The sequence below is a fragment of the Mycolicibacterium grossiae genome (genome assembly GCF_008329645.1).
GTDB classification, from domain to species: Bacteria; Actinomycetota; Actinomycetes; order Mycobacteriales; family Mycobacteriaceae; genus Mycobacterium; species Mycobacterium grossiae.
Genome location: NZ_CP043474.1, coordinates 2803963 through 2820581, shown reverse-complemented (window position 1 = coordinate 2820581; position 16619 = coordinate 2803963). Strand labels below are relative to the sequence as shown.

At 71.6% G+C, this 16619-nt stretch carries 20 protein-coding genes; 11 read left to right on the top strand and 9 right to left on the bottom strand.

Going from position 1 to position 16619, the window contains the following annotated elements:
• Positions 1 to 212: 212 nt before the first annotated feature.
• Positions 213 to 1790, top strand: coding sequence for a DEAD/DEAH box helicase (locus FZ046_RS13505; protein WP_149484258.1), 1578 nt, complete (start codon positions 213 to 215; stop codon positions 1788 to 1790).
• 17 nt (positions 1791 to 1807) lie between these two features.
• Complete coding sequence (locus FZ046_RS13500; protein WP_070355738.1) at positions 1808 to 3022, top strand: Rv3212 family protein; 1215 nt, start codon at positions 1808 to 1810, stop codon at positions 3020 to 3022.
• Between the two features lie 26 nt (positions 3023 to 3048).
• On the opposite strand, the gene FZ046_RS13495 is transcribed toward FZ046_RS13500, so the two are convergent.
• The gene (locus FZ046_RS13495) at positions 3049 to 3852 is read right to left on the bottom strand and encodes a ParA family protein (RefSeq protein WP_070355739.1); all 804 of its coding nucleotides are present in this window, start codon (positions 3850 to 3852) and stop codon (positions 3049 to 3051) included.
• A 45-nt stretch (positions 3853 to 3897) separates the two neighbouring features.
• Here FZ046_RS13495 and FZ046_RS13490 point away from each other — a divergent pair, with 45 nt between their 5' ends.
• From FZ046_RS13490 to FZ046_RS13480, 3 genes are read left to right on the top strand one after another with little or no spacing between them, the layout of a single operon-like run.
• The gene (locus FZ046_RS13490) at positions 3898 to 4509 is read left to right on the top strand and encodes an acid phosphatase (RefSeq protein WP_070355759.1); all 612 of its coding nucleotides are present in this window, start codon (positions 3898 to 3900) and stop codon (positions 4507 to 4509) included.
• Positions 4509 to 5594 (top strand): isochorismate synthase, encoded by a 1086-nt coding sequence (locus FZ046_RS13485; protein WP_070355740.1) that lies wholly within the window; start codon positions 4509 to 4511, stop codon positions 5592 to 5594. The genes FZ046_RS13490 and FZ046_RS13485 overlap by 1 nt, the downstream gene beginning before the upstream one ends.
• 53 nt (positions 5595 to 5647) lie before the next feature.
• Entirely contained in the window at positions 5648 to 6073 is a 426-nt protein-coding gene (locus FZ046_RS13480) for a GNAT family N-acetyltransferase (protein ID WP_070355760.1), read from the top strand.
• Positions 6074 to 6079: 6 nt separating this feature from the next.
• Here FZ046_RS13480 and FZ046_RS13475 read toward each other — a convergent pair whose 3' ends face one another.
• Complete coding sequence (locus tag FZ046_RS13475) at positions 6080 to 6499, bottom strand: hypothetical protein (protein ID WP_070355741.1); 420 nt, start codon at positions 6497 to 6499, stop codon at positions 6080 to 6082.
• A gap of 73 nt (positions 6500 to 6572) precedes the next feature.
• Here FZ046_RS13475 and FZ046_RS13470 point away from each other — a divergent pair, with 73 nt between their 5' ends.
• Both FZ046_RS13470 and whiB1 read left to right on the top strand, forming a co-directional pair.
• Positions 6573 to 7541 carry a diacylglycerol/lipid kinase family protein gene (locus tag FZ046_RS13470; protein WP_070355742.1) on the top strand — a complete coding sequence of 323 codons (969 nt, stop codon included), beginning with the start codon at positions 6573 to 6575 and terminating at the stop codon, positions 7539 to 7541.
• Positions 7542 to 7810: 269 nt separating this feature from the next.
• A complete protein-coding gene (whiB1, locus tag FZ046_RS13465) occupies positions 7811 to 8065 on the top strand; it encodes a transcriptional regulator WhiB1 (RefSeq protein ID WP_070355743.1) in 255 nt (84 codons plus the stop codon).
• Positions 8066 to 8177: 112 nt separating this feature from the next.
• On the opposite strand, the gene FZ046_RS13460 is transcribed toward whiB1, so the two are convergent.
• Positions 8178 to 9674 (bottom strand): two-component system sensor histidine kinase PdtaS, encoded by a 1497-nt coding sequence (locus FZ046_RS13460; RefSeq protein WP_070355744.1) that lies wholly within the window; start codon positions 9672 to 9674, stop codon positions 8178 to 8180.
• A gap of 26 nt (positions 9675 to 9700) precedes the next feature.
• A complete protein-coding gene (locus tag FZ046_RS13455) occupies positions 9701 to 9916 on the bottom strand; it encodes a biotin/lipoyl-binding carrier protein (RefSeq protein WP_070355761.1) in 216 nt (71 codons plus the stop codon).
• Positions 9917 to 10078: 162 nt separating this feature from the next.
• Between FZ046_RS13455 and FZ046_RS28315 the strand changes: the two genes are divergently transcribed.
• Positions 10079 to 10171: a 50S ribosomal protein bL37 gene (locus tag FZ046_RS28315; RefSeq protein WP_003882799.1), complete on the top strand. Its 93-nt coding sequence runs from the start codon at positions 10079 to 10081 to the stop codon at positions 10169 to 10171.
• 99 nt (positions 10172 to 10270) lie between these two features.
• On the opposite strand, the gene rsrA is transcribed toward FZ046_RS28315, so the two are convergent.
• The gene (rsrA, locus tag FZ046_RS13445; protein WP_070355745.1) at positions 10271 to 10582 is read right to left on the bottom strand and encodes a mycothiol system anti-sigma-R factor; all 312 of its coding nucleotides are present in this window, start codon (positions 10580 to 10582) and stop codon (positions 10271 to 10273) included.
• The gene (locus FZ046_RS13440) at positions 10579 to 11226 is read right to left on the bottom strand and encodes a sigma-70 family RNA polymerase sigma factor (RefSeq protein WP_070355762.1); all 648 of its coding nucleotides are present in this window, start codon (positions 11224 to 11226) and stop codon (positions 10579 to 10581) included. Before FZ046_RS13440 ends, rsrA begins: the two co-directional genes overlap by 4 nt.
• A gap of 220 nt (positions 11227 to 11446) precedes the next feature.
• Here FZ046_RS13440 and FZ046_RS13435 point away from each other — a divergent pair, with 220 nt between their 5' ends.
• Genes FZ046_RS13435 through FZ046_RS13425 form a run of 3 tightly spaced genes read left to right on the top strand, consistent with a single transcriptional unit; the run spans position 11447 to position 13569 of the window.
• Positions 11447 to 11944: an aminoacyl-tRNA deacylase gene (locus tag FZ046_RS13435; protein WP_070355746.1), complete on the top strand. Its 498-nt coding sequence runs from the start codon at positions 11447 to 11449 to the stop codon at positions 11942 to 11944.
• A 9-nt stretch (positions 11945 to 11953) separates the two neighbouring features.
• Positions 11954 to 12796, top strand: coding sequence for an SDR family oxidoreductase (locus FZ046_RS13430; RefSeq protein WP_070355747.1), 843 nt, complete (start codon positions 11954 to 11956; stop codon positions 12794 to 12796).
• Between the two features lie 2 nt (positions 12797 to 12798).
• On the top strand, positions 12799 to 13569 hold the full coding sequence (locus tag FZ046_RS13425; RefSeq protein WP_070355748.1) for a class I SAM-dependent methyltransferase: 771 nt from the start codon (positions 12799 to 12801) through the stop codon (positions 13567 to 13569).
• 6 nt (positions 13570 to 13575) lie between these two features.
• On the opposite strand, the gene FZ046_RS13420 is transcribed toward FZ046_RS13425, so the two are convergent.
• The 3 genes from FZ046_RS13420 to FZ046_RS13410 are packed head-to-tail and all read right to left on the bottom strand — an operon-like array spanning position 13576 to position 16612.
• Positions 13576 to 14310, bottom strand: a complete 735-nt coding sequence (locus FZ046_RS13420) for a YqjF family protein (RefSeq protein WP_099046073.1) — start codon at positions 14308 to 14310, stop codon at positions 13576 to 13578.
• Positions 14310 to 15815 (bottom strand): DUF7782 domain-containing protein, encoded by a 1506-nt coding sequence (locus FZ046_RS13415; RefSeq protein WP_070355749.1) that lies wholly within the window; start codon positions 15813 to 15815, stop codon positions 14310 to 14312. The genes FZ046_RS13420 and FZ046_RS13415 overlap by 1 nt, the downstream gene beginning before the upstream one ends.
• Positions 15812 to 16612 carry an SOS response-associated peptidase gene (locus tag FZ046_RS13410; RefSeq protein WP_070355750.1) on the bottom strand — a complete coding sequence of 267 codons (801 nt, stop codon included), beginning with the start codon at positions 16610 to 16612 and terminating at the stop codon, positions 15812 to 15814. The genes FZ046_RS13415 and FZ046_RS13410 overlap by 4 nt, the downstream gene beginning before the upstream one ends.
• Between the last annotated feature and the right edge of the window lie 7 nt (positions 16613 to 16619).

The following is a 16619-nucleotide window of genomic DNA, read 5'->3' as shown; positions in this document are numbered from 1 at the left end:
GCGGCCGCCCTCGGCCGCGGCGGCGACCAGCTATGATGGAGGAGGCCGTGGCCCGCTTCCGGCGGGTGGCGTCCGAAGAAATGTGCGTGCACGCAGTCGGCTCGCCTCCCGATGAGGCCAGGGCCCCGGTGCTCCTTTCGTCGAAACTCGTGCGCGCGTGACCATCCGCGTTTGGCACCGAGGATCGACCCGAAAGGCACCGCCCCCACCACATGACCGAATCCACCACCGAATCCACTGACACCACCGCCGCCCACGACACCGAGATCACCGAGATCACCGAGATCACCGAGGTCGTCGCGGCAGAACCCGCCAAGATCTCCTTCGCCGATCTCGGCGTCCGCGACGAGATCGTGCGCGCACTCGCCGAGGACGGCAAGGAACACCCGTTCGCCATCCAGGAACTGACCATGCCGATGGCGCTGGCCGGTGACGACCTCATCGGCCAGGCGCGCACCGGCATGGGCAAGACGCTGGCCTTCGGCGTGCCGCTGCTGCAGCGCATCACGACCGACGCCACGCGGGCCCTCACCGGCATCCCCCGCGCGCTCGTCGTCGTGCCGACCCGCGAACTGTGCCTGCAGGTCTACGAGGACATCGCCCGCGCCGCGAAGTACCTGACCGTCGACGTCGAGGGCGCGGCACCGCGCAAGCTCGCCGTCAACTCCATCTACGGCGGCCGCCCCTACGAGGCGCAGATCGAGGCGCTGCAGAAGGGCGTCGACGTCGTGATCGGCACGCCCGGACGTCTACTCGACCTCGCCCAGCAGGGGCACCTGCAGCTGGGCGGGCTGAGCATGCTGGTGCTCGACGAGGCCGACGAGATGCTCGACCTGGGCTTCCTGCCCGACATCGAGCGCATCCTGCGGCAGATCCCCGACGAGCGGCAGGCGATGCTGTTCTCGGCCACCATGCCGGATCCGATCATCACGCTGGCCCGCACCTTCATGACCCAGCCCACCCACATCCGGGCCGAGTCGGCGCAGTCCTCGCAGACCCACGACACCACGACCCAGTACATCTACCGCGCGCACGCGTTGGACAAGGTGGAGACCGTCAGCCGGATCCTGCAGGCCGAGGGCCGCGGCGCCACCATGATCTTCACCCGTACCAAGCGCACCGCCCAGAAGGTGGCCGACGAACTCGCCGAGCGCGGCTTCAAGGTCGGCGCCGTGCACGGCGACCTCGGCCAGGGCGCCCGGGAGAAGGCTCTCAAGCAGTTCCGCACCGGCGAGGTCGACGTGCTGGTCGCGACCGACGTGGCCGCACGTGGCATCGACATCGACGACATCACGCACGTCATCAACTACCAGATCCCCGAGGACGAGCAGTCCTACGTGCACCGCATCGGCCGCACCGGCCGCGCCGGCAAGACCGGCATCGCCGTCACCCTGGTCGACTGGGACGAGCTGAGCCGCTGGTCGATGATCGACAAGGCGCTGGGGCTCGACACGCCCGACCCGGCCGAGACGTACTCCAGCTCGCCGCACCTCTACAGCGACCTGAACATCCCCACCGACGTCACCGGCAAGGTGGGTGCCGCCACCCGCAGCGCGGCCTCGGCGACCCGGGAGGCCCGGGAGCCGCGCGAGCGCAGCGAGCGTCCGGCGCGCAACCGCAACCGCAGGCGGACCCGCGGCGGCCAGGCCGCCAGCGGGCACGTCGACCAGGCCGACGCGCCGACCGACGCACCCGCCGCCGAGTCCGGCGAGGCCGGTTCCGGCAGCCGGTCGAGCGGTCGGCGCCGCCGTCGTCGCCGCAGCAACGCGGCCGCTCCGACGTCCGGCTGACACCCGCCGCCGACCTCGTGGTTCGACCCGAACGCCGCACCAGGGGCGACGTCCTGGTGGCGCTGGCCCTCGTGGTGATCGTCGCGATCGCCGCCGGGAGCATCTGGTGGACCAGTGATGCGCGCGCCACCGACAGCCGTCCCGCCGCGGCACCCGTGCCGTCCGTGAAGGATGCCCGCGCCGTACCCGACGGCCTGCGCCAGCTGTGGACGGCGGCCAGCCCGGCCACCTCCCGGCCGGTGCTGGCCGGCGGCAGCGTCGTCACCGGCGCGGGTGACCGGATGGAGGGACGCGATCCCGCCACCGGGAACGTGCTGTGGAGCTACGCCCGCGACGTGGACCTGTGCGGCGTCACGTCGGTGTACTCCGACGCCGTCGCGGTGTACCCGGACGCGCGGGGTTGCGGTCAGGTCACGACCGTCGACGGCAAGACCGGGCGCCGCGACGCCACGCGCACCGCGTACGCCGACGACCGCGTCACCCTCTCCTCGGACGGCACCTCCGTGCTCTCGGCCGGCGAGAACCGGCTGGAGCTGTGGCGCTCGGACATGGTGCGCATGATCAGCTACGGCGCTCTGGATGCGCCGATCAAGCCCGACGTGCCGGCGAAGCCGCTGTGCCGCTTCACCTCGGCTGCGTCGAGCACGGCGCTGGTCGCGGTGCTCGAGGCCTGCCCGGGGGCGCGCGACCTGCGGCTGACGCTGCTGAAGCCCGCCGACGAGGAGGATCAACCGGAGACGAAGTTCGTCGAGCTGCCCGGCGTGCCCGCCGATTCCGACGCCCGGGTGATCGCGGTGTCCGACACGATGACCGCCGTCTACCTGCCGTCGCCGAAACCCACGGTCAACGTCATCGACGACACCGGGGCCACCGTCGCCAGCACCCTGCTGCCCGCACCGGCGTCGGAGGAGGCCGCGGTGACGCGCGCCGGCGACCTCGTCACCTGGTGGACGGGCGACTCCCTGCTGGTGTTCGCCGTCGACGGACTGCGCTACCGCTTCACCGTCAATCCCGTCAACGGGCAGGCACCCGTCGGCCCCGGCGTCGAAATGGCCGGCCGCCTGCTGGTGCCGGTCACCGAGGGATACGACGTATTCGACCCGAAGACCGGCGCCGGGGAGCGGCACATCGCGCTGACGCGGCAGGCGGGGCCGGACCCGGTGGTCCCCGCCGTGGCGGGGTCGGTCGTGCTGGAGCAGCGGGGCGACGCCCTGGTGGCGCTCGGCGGCTGAGCCGCCCATAGGCAGGAGCGGCTGAGCTAGATCTCCGGAGTGAAGGTCGGCAGGTCCTTGCCGGACTTCCAGTGCTTGAGCAGCGCCTCGGCGAGTTCCCGGTAGGCCAGGGCGCCCTTGTTCTTTCGTCCGCTGAGCACCGACGATCCCGACGCGCTGGCCTCGGCGAAACGCACGGTACGCGGGATGGGCGGTGCGAGCACGGGCAGCTCGTAGCGGTCGGCGACGTCGAAGATGACGTCCCGGCTGTGCGTGGTCCGCGAGTCGTAGAGCGTCGGCAACGCCCCGAGCAGCACCAGGTCGGCGTTGGTGATCTGCTGCACGTCGTTCACGGTCCGCAGGAACTGCCCGACGCCGCGGTGCGCGAGCGTCTCGCACTGCAGGGGCACGATGACCTCGGCGGCGGCGGTCAGGCCGTTGAGGGTCAGGACGCCCAGCGACGGCGGGCAGTCGATCACCACGACGTCGAAGTCCGAGGCGATCTTCGCCAGCGCCCGCTTGAGCGCGTACTCGCGTCCGGCCCGCATGAGCAGCATCGCCTCGGCGCCGGCCAGGTCGATGTTAGCGGGCAGCAGCGTCATGCCCTCCGGCGTGGTGACCAGCGCCGCGCTCGGTTCGACCTCGCCGAGCAGCACCTCGTGCACGGACACCGCGAGCTTGTCCGGGTCCTGGCCGAGGGAGAACGTGAGCGATCCCTGCGGGTCGAGGTCGACGAGCAGCACCCGCTGCCCCTTCTCCGCCATGGCCGCGCCCAGCGACGCCACCGTCGTCGTCTTGGCCACGCCGCCCTTTTGATTGGCGACCGCAAGTACCCGCGTCACGCCAACCATCCAAGCACGCGCGCTCGGGTAATGGGCGTACGGCACAATCACGAGGTGACTGTCGAACGGCACCGCCTGCTGCTGCTGCGGCACGGTGAGACCGAGTGGTCCCGGGCGGGCCGGCACACCAGCACGACCGATCTCGACCTCACCGACGTCGGTCGCGAGCAGGCCAGGCTGGCGGCCGAGGCGATCGCCGACCTTCGACTCACCGACCCGCTGGTGATCAGCAGCCCACGCCACCGCGCGCTGGTCACCGCCGAACTGGCCGGGCTCGACGTCGACGAGGTCAACCCGGTCCTGGCCGAGTGGGCCTACGGCGACTACGAGGGTCTGACCACCCCGCAGATCCGCCAGACCGTGCCGGACTGGATGGTGTGGACGCACGGCTGCCCGAACGGCGAGAGCATCGCCGACGTCACCGTGCGCGCCGACCGCGCGGTCGCCCTGGCGCTGTCGCACATGGCCGAGCGCGACGTGGTTTTCGTCGGGCACGGCCACTTCTCCCGCGCCCTGCTCACCCGCTGGGTGGAACTGCCCGTGCCGCAGGGCATCCGGGTCTCCATGGTGGCTGCGTCGCTCGCGGTGTGCGGGTGGGAGCACGGCGTCCGGCAGATCAGTGCGCTGGGGCTGACCGGACATCCCAACCCGTGTCTGCCCGCCTGATGGGCGAACCCTCCTTCGTCCTCGGTGGCCCCGCCGGCACGCTGATCGCCGAGGGGATCGCCGCCGGCTACCCGGCGCTGGCGGACGCGCGTGCCGCGCTCGCCGCCGGTGAGGCACCGATGGTGGTGGGGGCGCTGCCCTTCGACCTCACCCGTCCCGCCGCGCTGTTCCGCCCCGAGCACCTGCGCTTCGCCGACGGTCCCCCGGCAGCGTCCGGGCGGCCGCTGCCCCGTGTCCGCGTCGACGGGGCATTCCCGGCACCGGAGGTGCACCGCGCGCGGATCGCCGAGGCGCTGCGCCGGCTCAACGATCCCCGCACCGGCCTGCACAAGGTCGTACTCGCCCGCGCGCTGCGTCTGGTCGCCGACGCCCCGCTCGATGCCGTCGACGTGCTGCACCTGCTTGCCCGCGACCACAGCGCCAGCGCGTACTTCGCCGATCTCACCCCTGCCGGCAGGCCGGGAGCGGCGCTGATCGGCGCGAGCCCCGAGCTGCTCGTCGCGCGCACCGGGGACGTCGTGACCTGCCGGCCGTTCGCCGGTTCGGCGCCGCGGTCGACAGATCCCGACACCGACGCGGCGCACGGCCGGGCGCTGGCGGCGTCGGCGAAGAACCGGCACGAACACCAGCTGGTGGTCGACCAGATGCGCACCGCGCTGGCGCCGCTGTGCCGCGACGTCACCATCGCCGCGCGACCCGAGCTGAGCAGCACGTCCGCGGTGTGGCACCTGAGCACACCGATCACCGGACGGCTGCGCGACACCTCGGTCACGGCACTGGATCTCGCGATCGCACTGCACCCCACCCCTGCCGTCGGCGGCGTTCCGGCCGGCCCCGCCACCGACCTCATCAACGAACTCGAGGGCGACCGCGGGTTCTACGCCGGAGCCGTCGGCTGGTGCGACGCCCGCGGCGACGGCCGGTGGGTGGTGGCCATCCGGTGCGCCGAACTCTCGGCCGACCGCAGGGTCGCCGAGGCCCGCGCCGGCGGCGGCATCGTCGCGGAATCCGACCCCGACGACGAGGTGGCCGAGACCGGGATCAAGTTCGCGACCATCATGACCGCGTTGGGAGTACCGCAGTGAGCACAGTCGACATCCGCACCGCGCAGCCCGGTGACGAGGCCGAGCTGGTCGCGATGATCCGCGAATTGGCCGCGTTCGAGGACGCGACCGAGAAGTGCACCGTCACCGAGGCCCAGTTGCGGACGGCGCTGTTCGGTCCGGATCCGGTCGCCTCGGCCCTGCTCGCCGAGGTCGACGGCCGGGCGGCGGGCTGCGCGGTGTGGTATCGCTCGTTCTCGACGTGGGACGGCGTGGCAGGGGTGTACCTCGAAGACCTGTTCGTGCGGCCCGAGTTTCGACGGCTCGGTCTGGCGCGACGGCTGCTGGCCACCCTCGCGCGCACCTGCACCGCCGCCGGGTACACCCGGCTCGAGTGGGCGGTGCTGGACTGGAACGTCAACGCGATCGCCCTCTACGACGCGGTGGGCGGCCGTCAGCAGAGCGAGTGGATCACCTACCGGGTATCCGGACCGGAACTCACCGCACTCGCCGAGTCCTGAACGGCGTCAGGCTTTTTCGTCGTCACCCGGGCGGCCGGCGTCGACCGCGCCCAGCCACTGCAGCGCCGACGGGCTGAACAGCAGCGCGAGCACCGCCACCGCGCACACCGCCACCGGGATGCCCAGCGCCCACTGTCCCGAGCCGATCGACATGTAGTAGGCCACCGGCAACAACAGCAACTGGGTGAACACCGCGATGCCCCGACCCCACCGGCGTCCGGTCCACAGCGCCCACGCCGCGGCGAGCACCGCCGATCCCATGATCGCGAACCACGCCGCAGTACCCAGCGAGCTGAACCCGGCGATGGAACCCGTACCGCGGAAGTGCCCGACGGCCTCCAGCACCGTCATCACCACCGCCGCCACGCCTTCGAGCGCGACCACGATCGCGGCCTGCCGCACCGTCGCCGGGGCGGGCACCATCACCGGAACATCACCTGGCCAGTCACGACGGCCAGCGTAGAGGGTGCCCGACACGGCACGGTTAGGCTGGGATTCCGTGCGCGCCGTGCTGATCGTGAACCCGAATGCGACATCCACCACCGCAGCCGGCCGGGACCTGCTGGCCCACGCGCTGGAGAGTCGGGTGACGCTGACCGTGGCGCACACCGACCACCGCGGCCACGCCATCGAGATCGCCAGGGACGCCGCGCGGGACCGCTTCGACGTGGTGATCGTGCACGGCGGCGACGGCACGGTCAACGAGGTGGTCAACGGAATCCTGGGCGAGTGCGGGCCGCAGCGCGCCACTCCCGACCCCCACGCGCCCGCGGTCGGCGTCGTTCCCGGCGGCTCGGCCAACGTGTTCGCGCGGGCACTCGGCATCAGCGCCGACCCGGTCGACGCCACCAATCAGCTGATCGACCTGCTCGGCGCCCGGCGCAGTGGGGCGGCGTGGCGGCGGATCGGGCTCATGGACTGCGGCGAGCGGTGGGGTGTGTTCACCGCGGGGATGGGCGTGGACGGCGACGTCGTCGCCGCGGTCGAGGCGCAGCGCGAGCGCGGCCGCACGGTGACCGCGGGCCGCTACATCCGCGTCGCCGTGCGTGAGGTGCTGGCCAGCGCGCGCCGAGAGCCGACGCTGACACTGCGCCTGCCCGGGCGCGAGCCCGTGCCGGGCGTGCACTTCGCCTTCGTGTCGAACGCGAGCCCGTGGACTTATGCGAATTCCCGCCCGGTGTGGACGAATCCGACGACGACCTTCGACACCGGTCTCGGAGTATTCGCCACCACCAGCATGAACGTGCTGGCCAATCTGCGGCTGGTCCGTCGCATGATGGCGAAGACACCGCGCATCGAGGCCAAGCACCTGGTCCGCGAGGACGACCTCGCCTGGGCGACCGTGACGGCCGACGCACCGGTCGCGTGCCAGATCGACGGGGATTACGTCGGGCTGCGCGATTCGATGACGTTCACGTCCGTGCCGAGCGCCCTGAACGTGGTGGCACCACCGCCGCACCTCGCGTGAACTGTGACTTTCCTTGCAGATGTCCGGATTCAGGGCGCAAGTGGATTGAGTCTAGTACAAACGAATGAGGGGCCCGTTAACGCGGTGCCACCAAAGAGCCAAGTGACATTGCCCACGTGTTAACGCGCTTCTATTGACATCCGTTCAGCCTGTGAAAGCATCGGATGCAACAGCGCAGAAACATTCGTGTGCACGCGTTCAACAGCCGAAGGAAAAGATCGGGCGCTTTGCTGCGCACGACGCACGAGACTGAATGAGGAGAGAATCCAATGGATTGGCGGCACAAGGCGGTCTGTCGTGACGAGGACCCGGAACTGTTCTTCCCCGTGGGGAACAGCGGTCCGGCGATCGCCCAGATCGCTGACGCGAAGCTCGTCTGCAACCGCTGCCCGGTGACCACCGAGTGCCTGACCTGGGCATTGGAGTCCGGCCAGGACGCGGGTGTGTGGGGCGGCATGAGCGAGGACGAGCGTCGCGCGCTCAAGCGGCGCAACGCCCGGACGAAGGCGCGCACCGGCGTCTAGATCCTTCCGATACGACGTACGGCCCCGGAGCGATCCGGGGCCGTACGTCGTTTTGGGCTGTCGTATCGGGGCCGTCGTTTCGGGCCCGTCTCGTCGGGCCGGGGCTCAGCGATCATTGCGGGCTGCGCGCACGCCGGCCGATCGGCACGCGCAACACCACCTGCGTCCCGCCCGACGGCCCGTCGTGCATGCCCAGTGAGCCGTCGAGTTCGGCGGACACCAGGGTGCGTACGATCTGCAGGCCCAGCCGGTCGGACTTCTCCAGGCTGAAGCCCGGCGGGAGGCCCCGACCGTCGTCGTGGATCACCACGTCCAACCACCGTGCGGAACGCTCGGCGCGGATCGTCACGCACCCCTGCGGGGACGTGGCGTCGTAGGCGTGCTCGATGGCGTTCTGCACCAGTTCGGTGATCACCATGACCAGTGCCGTGGCGCGATCGGCGTCCAGCACGCCGAGATCGCCGTCGCGCACGATGCGGATCGGGGTGTCCACTGAGGCGACGTCGTTCATGATCGGCACGATCCGGTCGACCACCTCGTCGAGGTTGACCTCCTCGTCGACCGACATCGACAGCGCGTCGTGGACCAGCGCGATGGACGACACCCGCCGCACCGACTCGATCAGCGCCTCCCGGCCCTCCGGATTGGTGGTACGGCGCGCCTGCAACCGCAGCAGCGCCGCGACCGTCTGCAGGTTGTTCTTCACCCGGTGGTGGATCTCCCGGATGGTGGCGTCCTTGCTGAGCAGCGCCCGGTCGCGCCGCTTCACCTCGGTGACGTCGCGGATCAGGACCGCGGCGCCGGCGGCGGCGCCGTGCACCACCAGCGGCAGCGTGCGCAGCAGGACCGCCGCGCCGCCGGCGTCGACCTCCATCCGCATGCTCGATCCGCCGGCGAGCGAGTCCCGCACGTGGGTGGCGAGTTCCTGGGCCTCGAACGGATCGGAGATCAACGGCCGGGTGACGCTCACCAGGTCGTGCCCCTCCAGTTCGGCGGCCAGCCCCATGCGGTGGTAGGCCGAGATGGCGTTGGGGCTGGCGAACGCCACCACGCCCTCGCCGTCGAGGCGGATGAACCCGTCACCGACCCGCGGGCTGGACCGCGACATCGCGACGTCGCCGACGTTGGGGAACGTGCCTTCGCTCAGCATGTGCAGCAGATTGCGGGCGCAGTCCAGATAGGCCCGTTCCAGGGGGCTGGCCTTGCGGTCCGACAGCGCCGTCTGATGGGTGAGGACCGCGACCACGTGGCTGCCGTGCCGTACGGGCACCGCCTCCACGTTGAGCCAGCTGGTGTCCGCGCCGCCGACCGCGGCGGTGTCGCTCTCCCGGCCGATGTGGCCGGACTGGAAGGCCGCGACGACGACCGGCATCGCGGCGGCCGGGTTGCGGGTGCCGACGGCGTCGGCGAGCAGCACGGTCGGCGACGTGTTCGGGCGGACCTGGGCCACGCACACCAGGTCGTCGTCGTCGCGCTGCACCCACATCAGGTAGTCGCCGAACGAGAGATCGGCGAGCAGCTGCCACTCCCCCACGACGGCGTGCAGGTGGTCGACCGCGCTGCCGGGCAGCATGGTGTGCTCGGCGAGCAGGTCACCGAGGGTCGACACGAACGAACTCCCGGGGCCTGGGGCGCCTAGTCGATGACGGCGATGAGGTCGCCGGCCTGGATGACGTCGCCGACCGCGACGTTGACCGACGACACGGTCCCCGCGACCTCGGCGAGGACCGGGATCTCCATCTTCATGGATTCCAGGAGGACGAGGGTGTCCCCTTCGCCGATCTGGTCGCCCTCGTGCACCACGACCTCGAGCACACTGGCCACGATCTCGGCGCGCACGTCCTCGGCCATCTCCACTCCGATCGTCTCAACTCCTCGAACCTCGCCGATCGAGGTGCCGCGGTAGGAGTCCATCGAACCACATCGGTCCCGGCCGAACGCATTGGAACTCGACGGGCCCATCGTGAGACACTGGCCGTTGAGTATCGGTATCACTGCAAACGGAGGACCACCATGGCCAAGCGGGGCCGCAAGAAGCGCGATCGGAAGCACTCGAAGGCCAACCACGGCAAGCGACCCAACGCCGGCTCGAAGTCCGTGCGCTGATCGCCCGCTGACGCATACGTCGACGCCCGCCCGTCCCCGAGGGACAGGCGGGCGTTTCGACGTTCTCGGGCGGTCAGCCCCAGGATGATGGCGGGGCGGTCAGCCCCTGATGATGGTGGTGCGGCTGATCTCGATGCGCAGCCGCTGACGCAGGGCGTCGGGGGCGCGCTCACCGCTGCACTTGGTGGCCACCAGGTTCTTGACGCGCTCCTCGATGCCATAGTGCCGCAGGCACGTGGGGCACTCCTCGAGGTGCTGCTTGAGCTTGTCGCGGGTCTCGGCCGTGCACTCCCCGTCGAGCAGCGTCCATACCTCGGCGATGACCGAGGCACATTCGGGATGCTCGGGATCGACCGGGCCGACGGGCGGCGTGAAGTCGTGTCCCTCGGGACGCGAGAACTCCTGGCTCATGACGTGACCTCCTCCGGGGCACCCACCTGCGCACCGCGGATGAAGCCGCGATCACGCGCGACGTCGGCCAGCAGGTCGCGCAGTTGCTTGCGACCGCGGTGCAGTCGGGACATCACGGTCCCGATCGGGGTGTCCATGATCTCTGCGATCTCCTTGTACGGGAAGCCCTCCACGTCGGCGTAGTACACCGCCATGCGGAACTCCTCGGGCAACGCTTGGAGCGCCGCCTTGATTTCGGTGTCCGGCAACGCCTCCATGGCCTCCACCTCGGCCGACCGCAAACCGGTGGACGAGTGCTCGGCGTTGGCCGCGAGCTGCCAGTCGGTGATCTCGTCGGTCGGGTACTCCGCCGGCTGCCGCTGCTTCTTGCGGTAGCTGTTGATGTAGGTGTTGGTGAGGATGCGGTACAGCCAGGCCTTGAGGTTGGTGCCCTCGCGGAAGGAGCGGAACCCGGCGTACGCCTTGACCATGGTCTCCTGCAGGAGGTCCTCGGCGTCGGCGGGATTGCGGGTCATGCGCAGGGCGCCGCCGTACAGCTGGTCGAGCAGCGGGATGGCATCCCGCTCGAACCGTGCGGTCAGGTCGGCGTCCGACTCCTCGGATGCGGCCGGAACCGATCCGTCTGGCACGCTCGAGTCGGTCATGTCGGTGGACACCGTCCCTTCTCTCGCGGCGCCGCACGGATCGGACACGTCCACCGGACGTTCCATCAGGGCCGTTGGCACCGAGGTCCCCTTCCCGTAGATCCTAGTTGCCGAACCGACACGGCATCGACGACGCCGGAACCGGTGGCCCGCTCATCGCCGACCGCCCCGAACAACAGCAGGTGCCAGGGGGTTGTTCCCCGGGTCCTACGGTGTACCGGTGGCCCGCGCAGCAACCCCGGCGATCGGCGTCCTCGTCGCGGCCGGCGTGGCGCACGAGGTGCTGCACTTCCACCACGATGCCCGCGCGGATTCCTTCGGGGCCGAGGCGGTCGCCGCGTTGGCCGACACGGCCGGCGTCACGGCCGAGCAGATCCTCAAGACGCTGGTGATCTCGGTGCCCACCGGACTCGCGGTCGCCGTCCTGCCCGTGCCGTCCCGGCTGGCGCTCAAGGCCGCCGCGGCGGCGCTCGGCGCCGCGCGCGCCGAGATGGCCGACCCCGCCGCCGCGCAGCGGTCCACCGGGTACGTCGTCGGGGGCATTTCGCCGCTCGGTCAGCGTAGGAGGCTCCCCACCGTCGTCGACGCGTCCGCGCTGCGCTGGGACCGCGTGCTGTGCAGTGCGGGCAAGCGCGGCCTCGACGTGGCGCTCGCCCCCGCCGACCTGATCCGCCTCACCGACGCGGTCACCGCCGACATCGGCGTCACCGGGTTCTAGGGTGAACCCATGTCGCTCTCCGGGAAGACCATGTTCATCTCCGGCGCCAGCCGGGGCATCGGGTTGGCCATCGCCAAGCGGGCCGCGGCCGACGGCGCGAACATCGCACTGGTCGCGAAGACCGCCGAGCCGCACCCCAAGCTCGAAGGCACCGTCTACACGGCCGCGGCGGAGATCGAGGAGGCCGGCGGCCAGGCCCTGCCCATCGTCGGCGACATCCGCGACGGCGACTCCGTGACGGCGGCGGTCGCCCAGGCCGTCGCACGGTTCGGCGGCATCGACATCTGCGTCAACAACGCCTCGGCCATCAACCTCGGCTCGGTCGAGGAGGTGCCGCTCAAGCGGTTCGACCTGATGAACGGCATCCAGGTGCGCGGCACGTACGCCGTCACCCAGGCCTGCCTGCCGCACATGAAGGGGCGGGAGAACCCGCACGTGCTCACGCTGTCCCCGCCGCTGCGGCTGGAGTCGGAGTGGCTCAAGCCCACCGCCTACATGATGGCGAAGTTCGGCATGACGCTGTGCGCGCTGGGGATCGCCGAGGAGATGCGCGAGGCCGGCATCGCCTCCAACACCCTGTGGCCGCGCACACTGGTCGCCACGGCCGCCGTGCAGAACCTGCTCGGCGGCGACGAGGCGATGGCCCGCGCCCGCAAGCCCGACGTGTACGCCGACGCCGCGTACGTCGTCCTCAACAAGCCGACGAGCTACACCGGTCACTCGCTGCTGTGCGAGGACGTGCTGCTGGAGTCCGGCGTCACCGACCTGTCGGTGTACGACTGCGTGCCCGGCTCCGACCTCGGCGTGGACCTGTGGGTCGACACCCCCAACCCGCCGGGATACCAGGGCTAGCAGTGAGCACGCCGTGGTCGGGCGGGCGCTACGAGGCGGTGGGGCAACGCATCGCGTCCATCGCCGGGCAGGTGGTCGACGCCGTCGGACGTCGCCGCGCGCTCGACGGGGCGGCGGTGGTGGACCTCGCCTGCGGCACCGGTAGCGCCGCACTGGCCGCCGTCGACCGCGGCGCCACCGTCACCGCCGTCGACCTCACGGCCGAACTCCTCGAACAGGCCCGCGCGAAGGCCGCCGACCGTGCCATCACGTGGGTCACCGCCGACGCCGCGGACACCGGCCTGCCGTCGGACGCCTTCGATGCGGCGGTGTCGAACATGGGCATCATCTTCGTCGACCCCGCCCGGCAGGTCGCCGAACTCGCCCGGCTGTTGAAACCCGGTGCTGCCCTGGGCTTCTCGGCCTGGGTGCGCAGTGCCCGCAACCCGTTCCACGACCCCATCGTCGAGGTGCTGGGCGCCCCGCCCGCAGCGGACTTCACCCCCGACCAGTGGGGTGACCCCGAGGTCGTGCACGACCGCCTCGCCGCCGACTTCGGACACGTCGAGATCGTCGACGGGCGGCACCCGTGGGAGTTCGCGTCGCTCGACGCGGCGCTCGGGTTCCTCACCGACGAATCGCCGATGCACGTCGCCCTGTTCGCCCGGGTGGACGCCGCCGCGCGCGACCGCCTCCTCGCGGCCTTCACCGCGGCGCTGCGGCCGCATGCCTCGGCCGACGGGGTGCGCTTCACCGCGCCGTACGCGGTGGTCACCGCGGTGCGACGCGGCTGAGCCGAGTCAGGTCACCCGGGTCGGACGTCCGAAGCAGGTGTGCACCCCCGGCGAGTACAGCGCCCGCAGGGGCGGGCCGGCGGGCGTGACCCCCGCGACGGCCACCAGGTCGTCGTCGAGGTCGACGACGCGGGCGCCGTGCAGTGGCCAGGTGTCGTGCTCGTTGGGCAACCACCACGTGCGGCCGGCCTTGCGGGTGTGGGCGCCCCACCGCGCGGTCAACCAGGTCTCCAGCGGCGTCGGCGTGATGCGGTCGGCGACGTCGACGGTCAGGGCGCTGCGCAGACCGCGCCGCGGCCACCGTCTGCTGCTGGTGTACGTGATCCGCCGGCCGTCGCGCTCGACGCGCATGCGCGCCCACGTGTAGGGAATGCCCAACGCGCCGCGCGTCGCGGGTACCACCGCGAGCCGCTCGGTCTCCAACGAGCGGAACAGCACGCCGTGCCGGCCCGCGTCGTCGACGGAGTACAGCCGGACGTTCGTCTCGGCGAACCCACCGAGGTAGCCGAGAGGCAGGCGGGTGCCGATCCGCGTGTGCCGCATGACGAACGGCACCAGCGCGACGTAGGTCATGCCGTCGGCGAAGACGTCGGGACGGGTGCCCACGGGGAAGAAACGGCGTACCGCGTCCGGCTCGACGGGCCAGTGCAGGAACACCAGGTCGGCCCAGACTTGGTCGAACGTCACGGGCAGCGCCAGCGGCGGCGCCGTCAGCGGAACGCCCAGCACGTCGCCGGACATCAGTCGGCCTCGTAGAGGATCCCCCGGCCGATCGCCTCGCGGACGACCGGCAGCGCGGCGCCGGCCAGGGCATCGGCGTCGACGCCGTGGTGGGTGGCCAGCAGCTCGATCAGCATGCCGAGCGGCACCTCGCCGCGGCAGCCGGCCAGCAGCGCCCGCGACACCTCGTCGACGCCGAGCACGGCGGCCGGGCCGCCCGGGCGGCGCACCGCCGCGCCCACCACCTGCCACCCGTCGGGGCCGGGCAGGGACTGCTCCTCGAGGACGACCGGCGCGGTGGACAGCCGGGCGGCGAGCAGCCGGTCGTCGGAGGTGACGTGCAGGTATTCGCGCCGGGCGAGGAACGCCGCGACCTCCGGACCGGTGAGTGCCTCGTCGGCCCCGGTGATCTCCTCCAGGACGTGGTCGGGCGCCCGGGTCTCCCCCGACCGCGGCGCCCGCAGCGTGATCATGCCCATGCCGATTCCGGCGATACCCTCGTCGTCGAACCAGTCCAGCCACTGCCCGCCGCGACGCGCCGCGTCCTCCGGGCGCTCCCCGGCATCGGAGGTCCACAGCGAGACGTAACCCATGGGGTCGGCGAACTCGCGCTGCACCACCCAGGCGTGCAGGCCGGTACCGGCCAGCCAGGAACGGACCCGCTCCCGCCAGTCCTGGCCGGCGTGGACGATCCAGTTGGCCATCAGCTGTGCGGTGCCGCCGGGCGTGAGGTGCTCGGCGGCCTGCTCGACGAGCGTGCGGCTCAGCGCGTCGCCGGCCATGCCGGAGTCCCGGTACTCGTAGTCGAGTGCGCCGGTGCCCACGACGAACGGCGGGTTGGAGACGATCAGGTCGAAGCGCTCCCCGCCGACCGGGTCGAACAGGCTGCCGGCGCGCAGGTCCCACGCCATGCCGTTGAGCCGGGCGGTGGCCGCGGCGAGCGCGAGCGCGCGGGCGTTGGTGTCGGTGGCGACGATCCGTTCGCAGTGCGCGTCGAGGTGCAGCGCCTGGATGCCGCACCCGGTGCCGAGGTCCAGCGCGCGCTGCACGGGCTCGCGAATCACCGCGTGCGCCAACGACACCGACGCTCCGCCGATGCCGAGCACGTGGTCGCGCCGCACCGGCCCGGCGCGCAGCGCGGCGTCCAGGTCGGAGACCACCAGGAAGTCGCGTACGCCGTCGCCGTGCGGCCGCACGTCGAGCGCGGCACGCAGCCCGCCGGTGGGCCCCGTCTCCAGGACGCCGTCGGCCAGCAGCGCGTCCACCCCGGCAGTGGGCAGCGCCTCCGCGACGCGGGCGCGGGACTCCTCGGCGCCGAGCAGGAACAGCCGCACCAGGACGGCCAGCCGTGCGTCTCCCGGTGCGGCGCGTTCGGTGGCGCGCAGCGCCGACCACCACAGACCCCGGCTGAAGGCTGCGCCGGCGTCGAGCAGGTCGGCGACACCGTCGGTGGTGTAGCGCGCGCTGCGCAGGTCCGCCCCGAGCGCATCGATCACCGCGCTCGACGCCAGCGGCGCCGCGGTCACAGCAGGGTGCCCTGCTCGGCCCGGGCTTCCGGCTCGACGGGCGCGATCAGGTCGGGCCCGTTGTTGCGGACGCTGTTGACCAGCCGCGACACCTCCCGCACCTCGATGCGATCCAGGTCGCCGTGCCCGCGCAGCAGGCCCTCGTCGATCGGCGCGTCCGGATCCAGCCACCGGTCCCAGTCGGTGGCGCTGATCGTCAGCGGCATGCGGTCGTGGATGTCGGCCAGCGGGCCCGCGGCGTCGGTGGTGATGATGGTGCAGCTCAGCAGGGGCGGGGCGTCCTTCGGCGCGCCCTGCGGCCGCCACGTCGACCACAGACCGGCCATGAACAGCGGTTCGCCGTCGCCGGCGTACATGAAGAACGGCGTCTTGGCGCCCTTCTCGCCACGCCACTCGTACCAGCCGTCCATCGGGACGAGGCAGCGCTTGGACTTCGCCGAGGTGCGGAACGCCGGCGAGGAGGTCACCTTGTCCGAGCGGGCGTTGATCAGCAGTGGGCCCTTCTTGGTGTCCGGGGCACCTCCCTCGCCGGTCTTCGCCCACGGCGGAACCAGCCCCCAGCGCATCAGGCGCACCCGGCGGGTGGACTCGTCGTCCGGTTCGTCGTGCCGCTTGACCACGGTCGCGACGGTGGTGGTCGGCGCGACGTTGTAATTGGGGGCCGTCGAGTCGGACGCCGTCGAGTTAGACACCGTGGAGTTGGAGCCCGTGCGGTCCAGCGACGTCGCCTCGTCGATCGCCTTGATCTTCTCGGCCAACAGCGCCGGATCGGTCGTCACCGCGAATCGCCCGCACATGCATCCC

What these genes read in the sequence shown, in the direction of transcription:
- FZ046_RS13420 (WP_099046073.1), bottom strand. Translation starts at nt 14,310, where the DNA reads ATGTCCGGCGACGTGCTGGGCGTTCCGCTGACGGCGCCGCCGCTGGCG.
- whiB1 (WP_070355743.1), top strand. Translation starts at nt 7,811, where the DNA reads ATGGATTGGCGGCACAAGGCGGTCTGTCGTGACGAGGACCCGGAACTG.
- FZ046_RS13410 (WP_070355750.1), bottom strand. Translation starts at nt 16,612, where the DNA reads ATGTGCGGGCGATTCGCGGTGACGACCGATCCGGCGCTGTTGGCCGAG.
- FZ046_RS13455 (WP_070355761.1), bottom strand. Translation starts at nt 9,916, where the DNA reads ATGGCCGAGGACGTGCGCGCCGAGATCGTGGCCAGTGTGCTCGAGGTC.
- FZ046_RS13440 (WP_070355762.1), bottom strand. Translation starts at nt 11,226, where the DNA reads ATGACCGACTCGAGCGTGCCAGACGGATCGGTTCCGGCCGCATCCGAG.
- FZ046_RS28315 (WP_003882799.1), top strand. Translation starts at nt 10,079, where the DNA reads ATGGCCAAGCGGGGCCGCAAGAAGCGCGATCGGAAGCACTCGAAGGCC.
- rsrA (WP_070355745.1), bottom strand. Translation starts at nt 10,582, where the DNA reads ATGAGCCAGGAGTTCTCGCGTCCCGAGGGACACGACTTCACGCCGCCC.
- FZ046_RS13505 (WP_149484258.1), top strand. Translation starts at nt 213, where the DNA reads ATGACCGAATCCACCACCGAATCCACTGACACCACCGCCGCCCACGAC.
- FZ046_RS13480 (WP_070355760.1), top strand. Translation starts at nt 5,648, where the DNA reads ATGATCCGCGAATTGGCCGCGTTCGAGGACGCGACCGAGAAGTGCACC.
- FZ046_RS13430 (WP_070355747.1), top strand. Translation starts at nt 11,954, where the DNA reads ATGTCGCTCTCCGGGAAGACCATGTTCATCTCCGGCGCCAGCCGGGGC.
- FZ046_RS13485 (WP_070355740.1), top strand. Translation starts at nt 4,509, where the DNA reads ATGGGCGAACCCTCCTTCGTCCTCGGTGGCCCCGCCGGCACGCTGATC.
- FZ046_RS13495 (WP_070355739.1), bottom strand. Translation starts at nt 3,852, where the DNA reads ATGGTTGGCGTGACGCGGGTACTTGCGGTCGCCAATCAAAAGGGCGGC.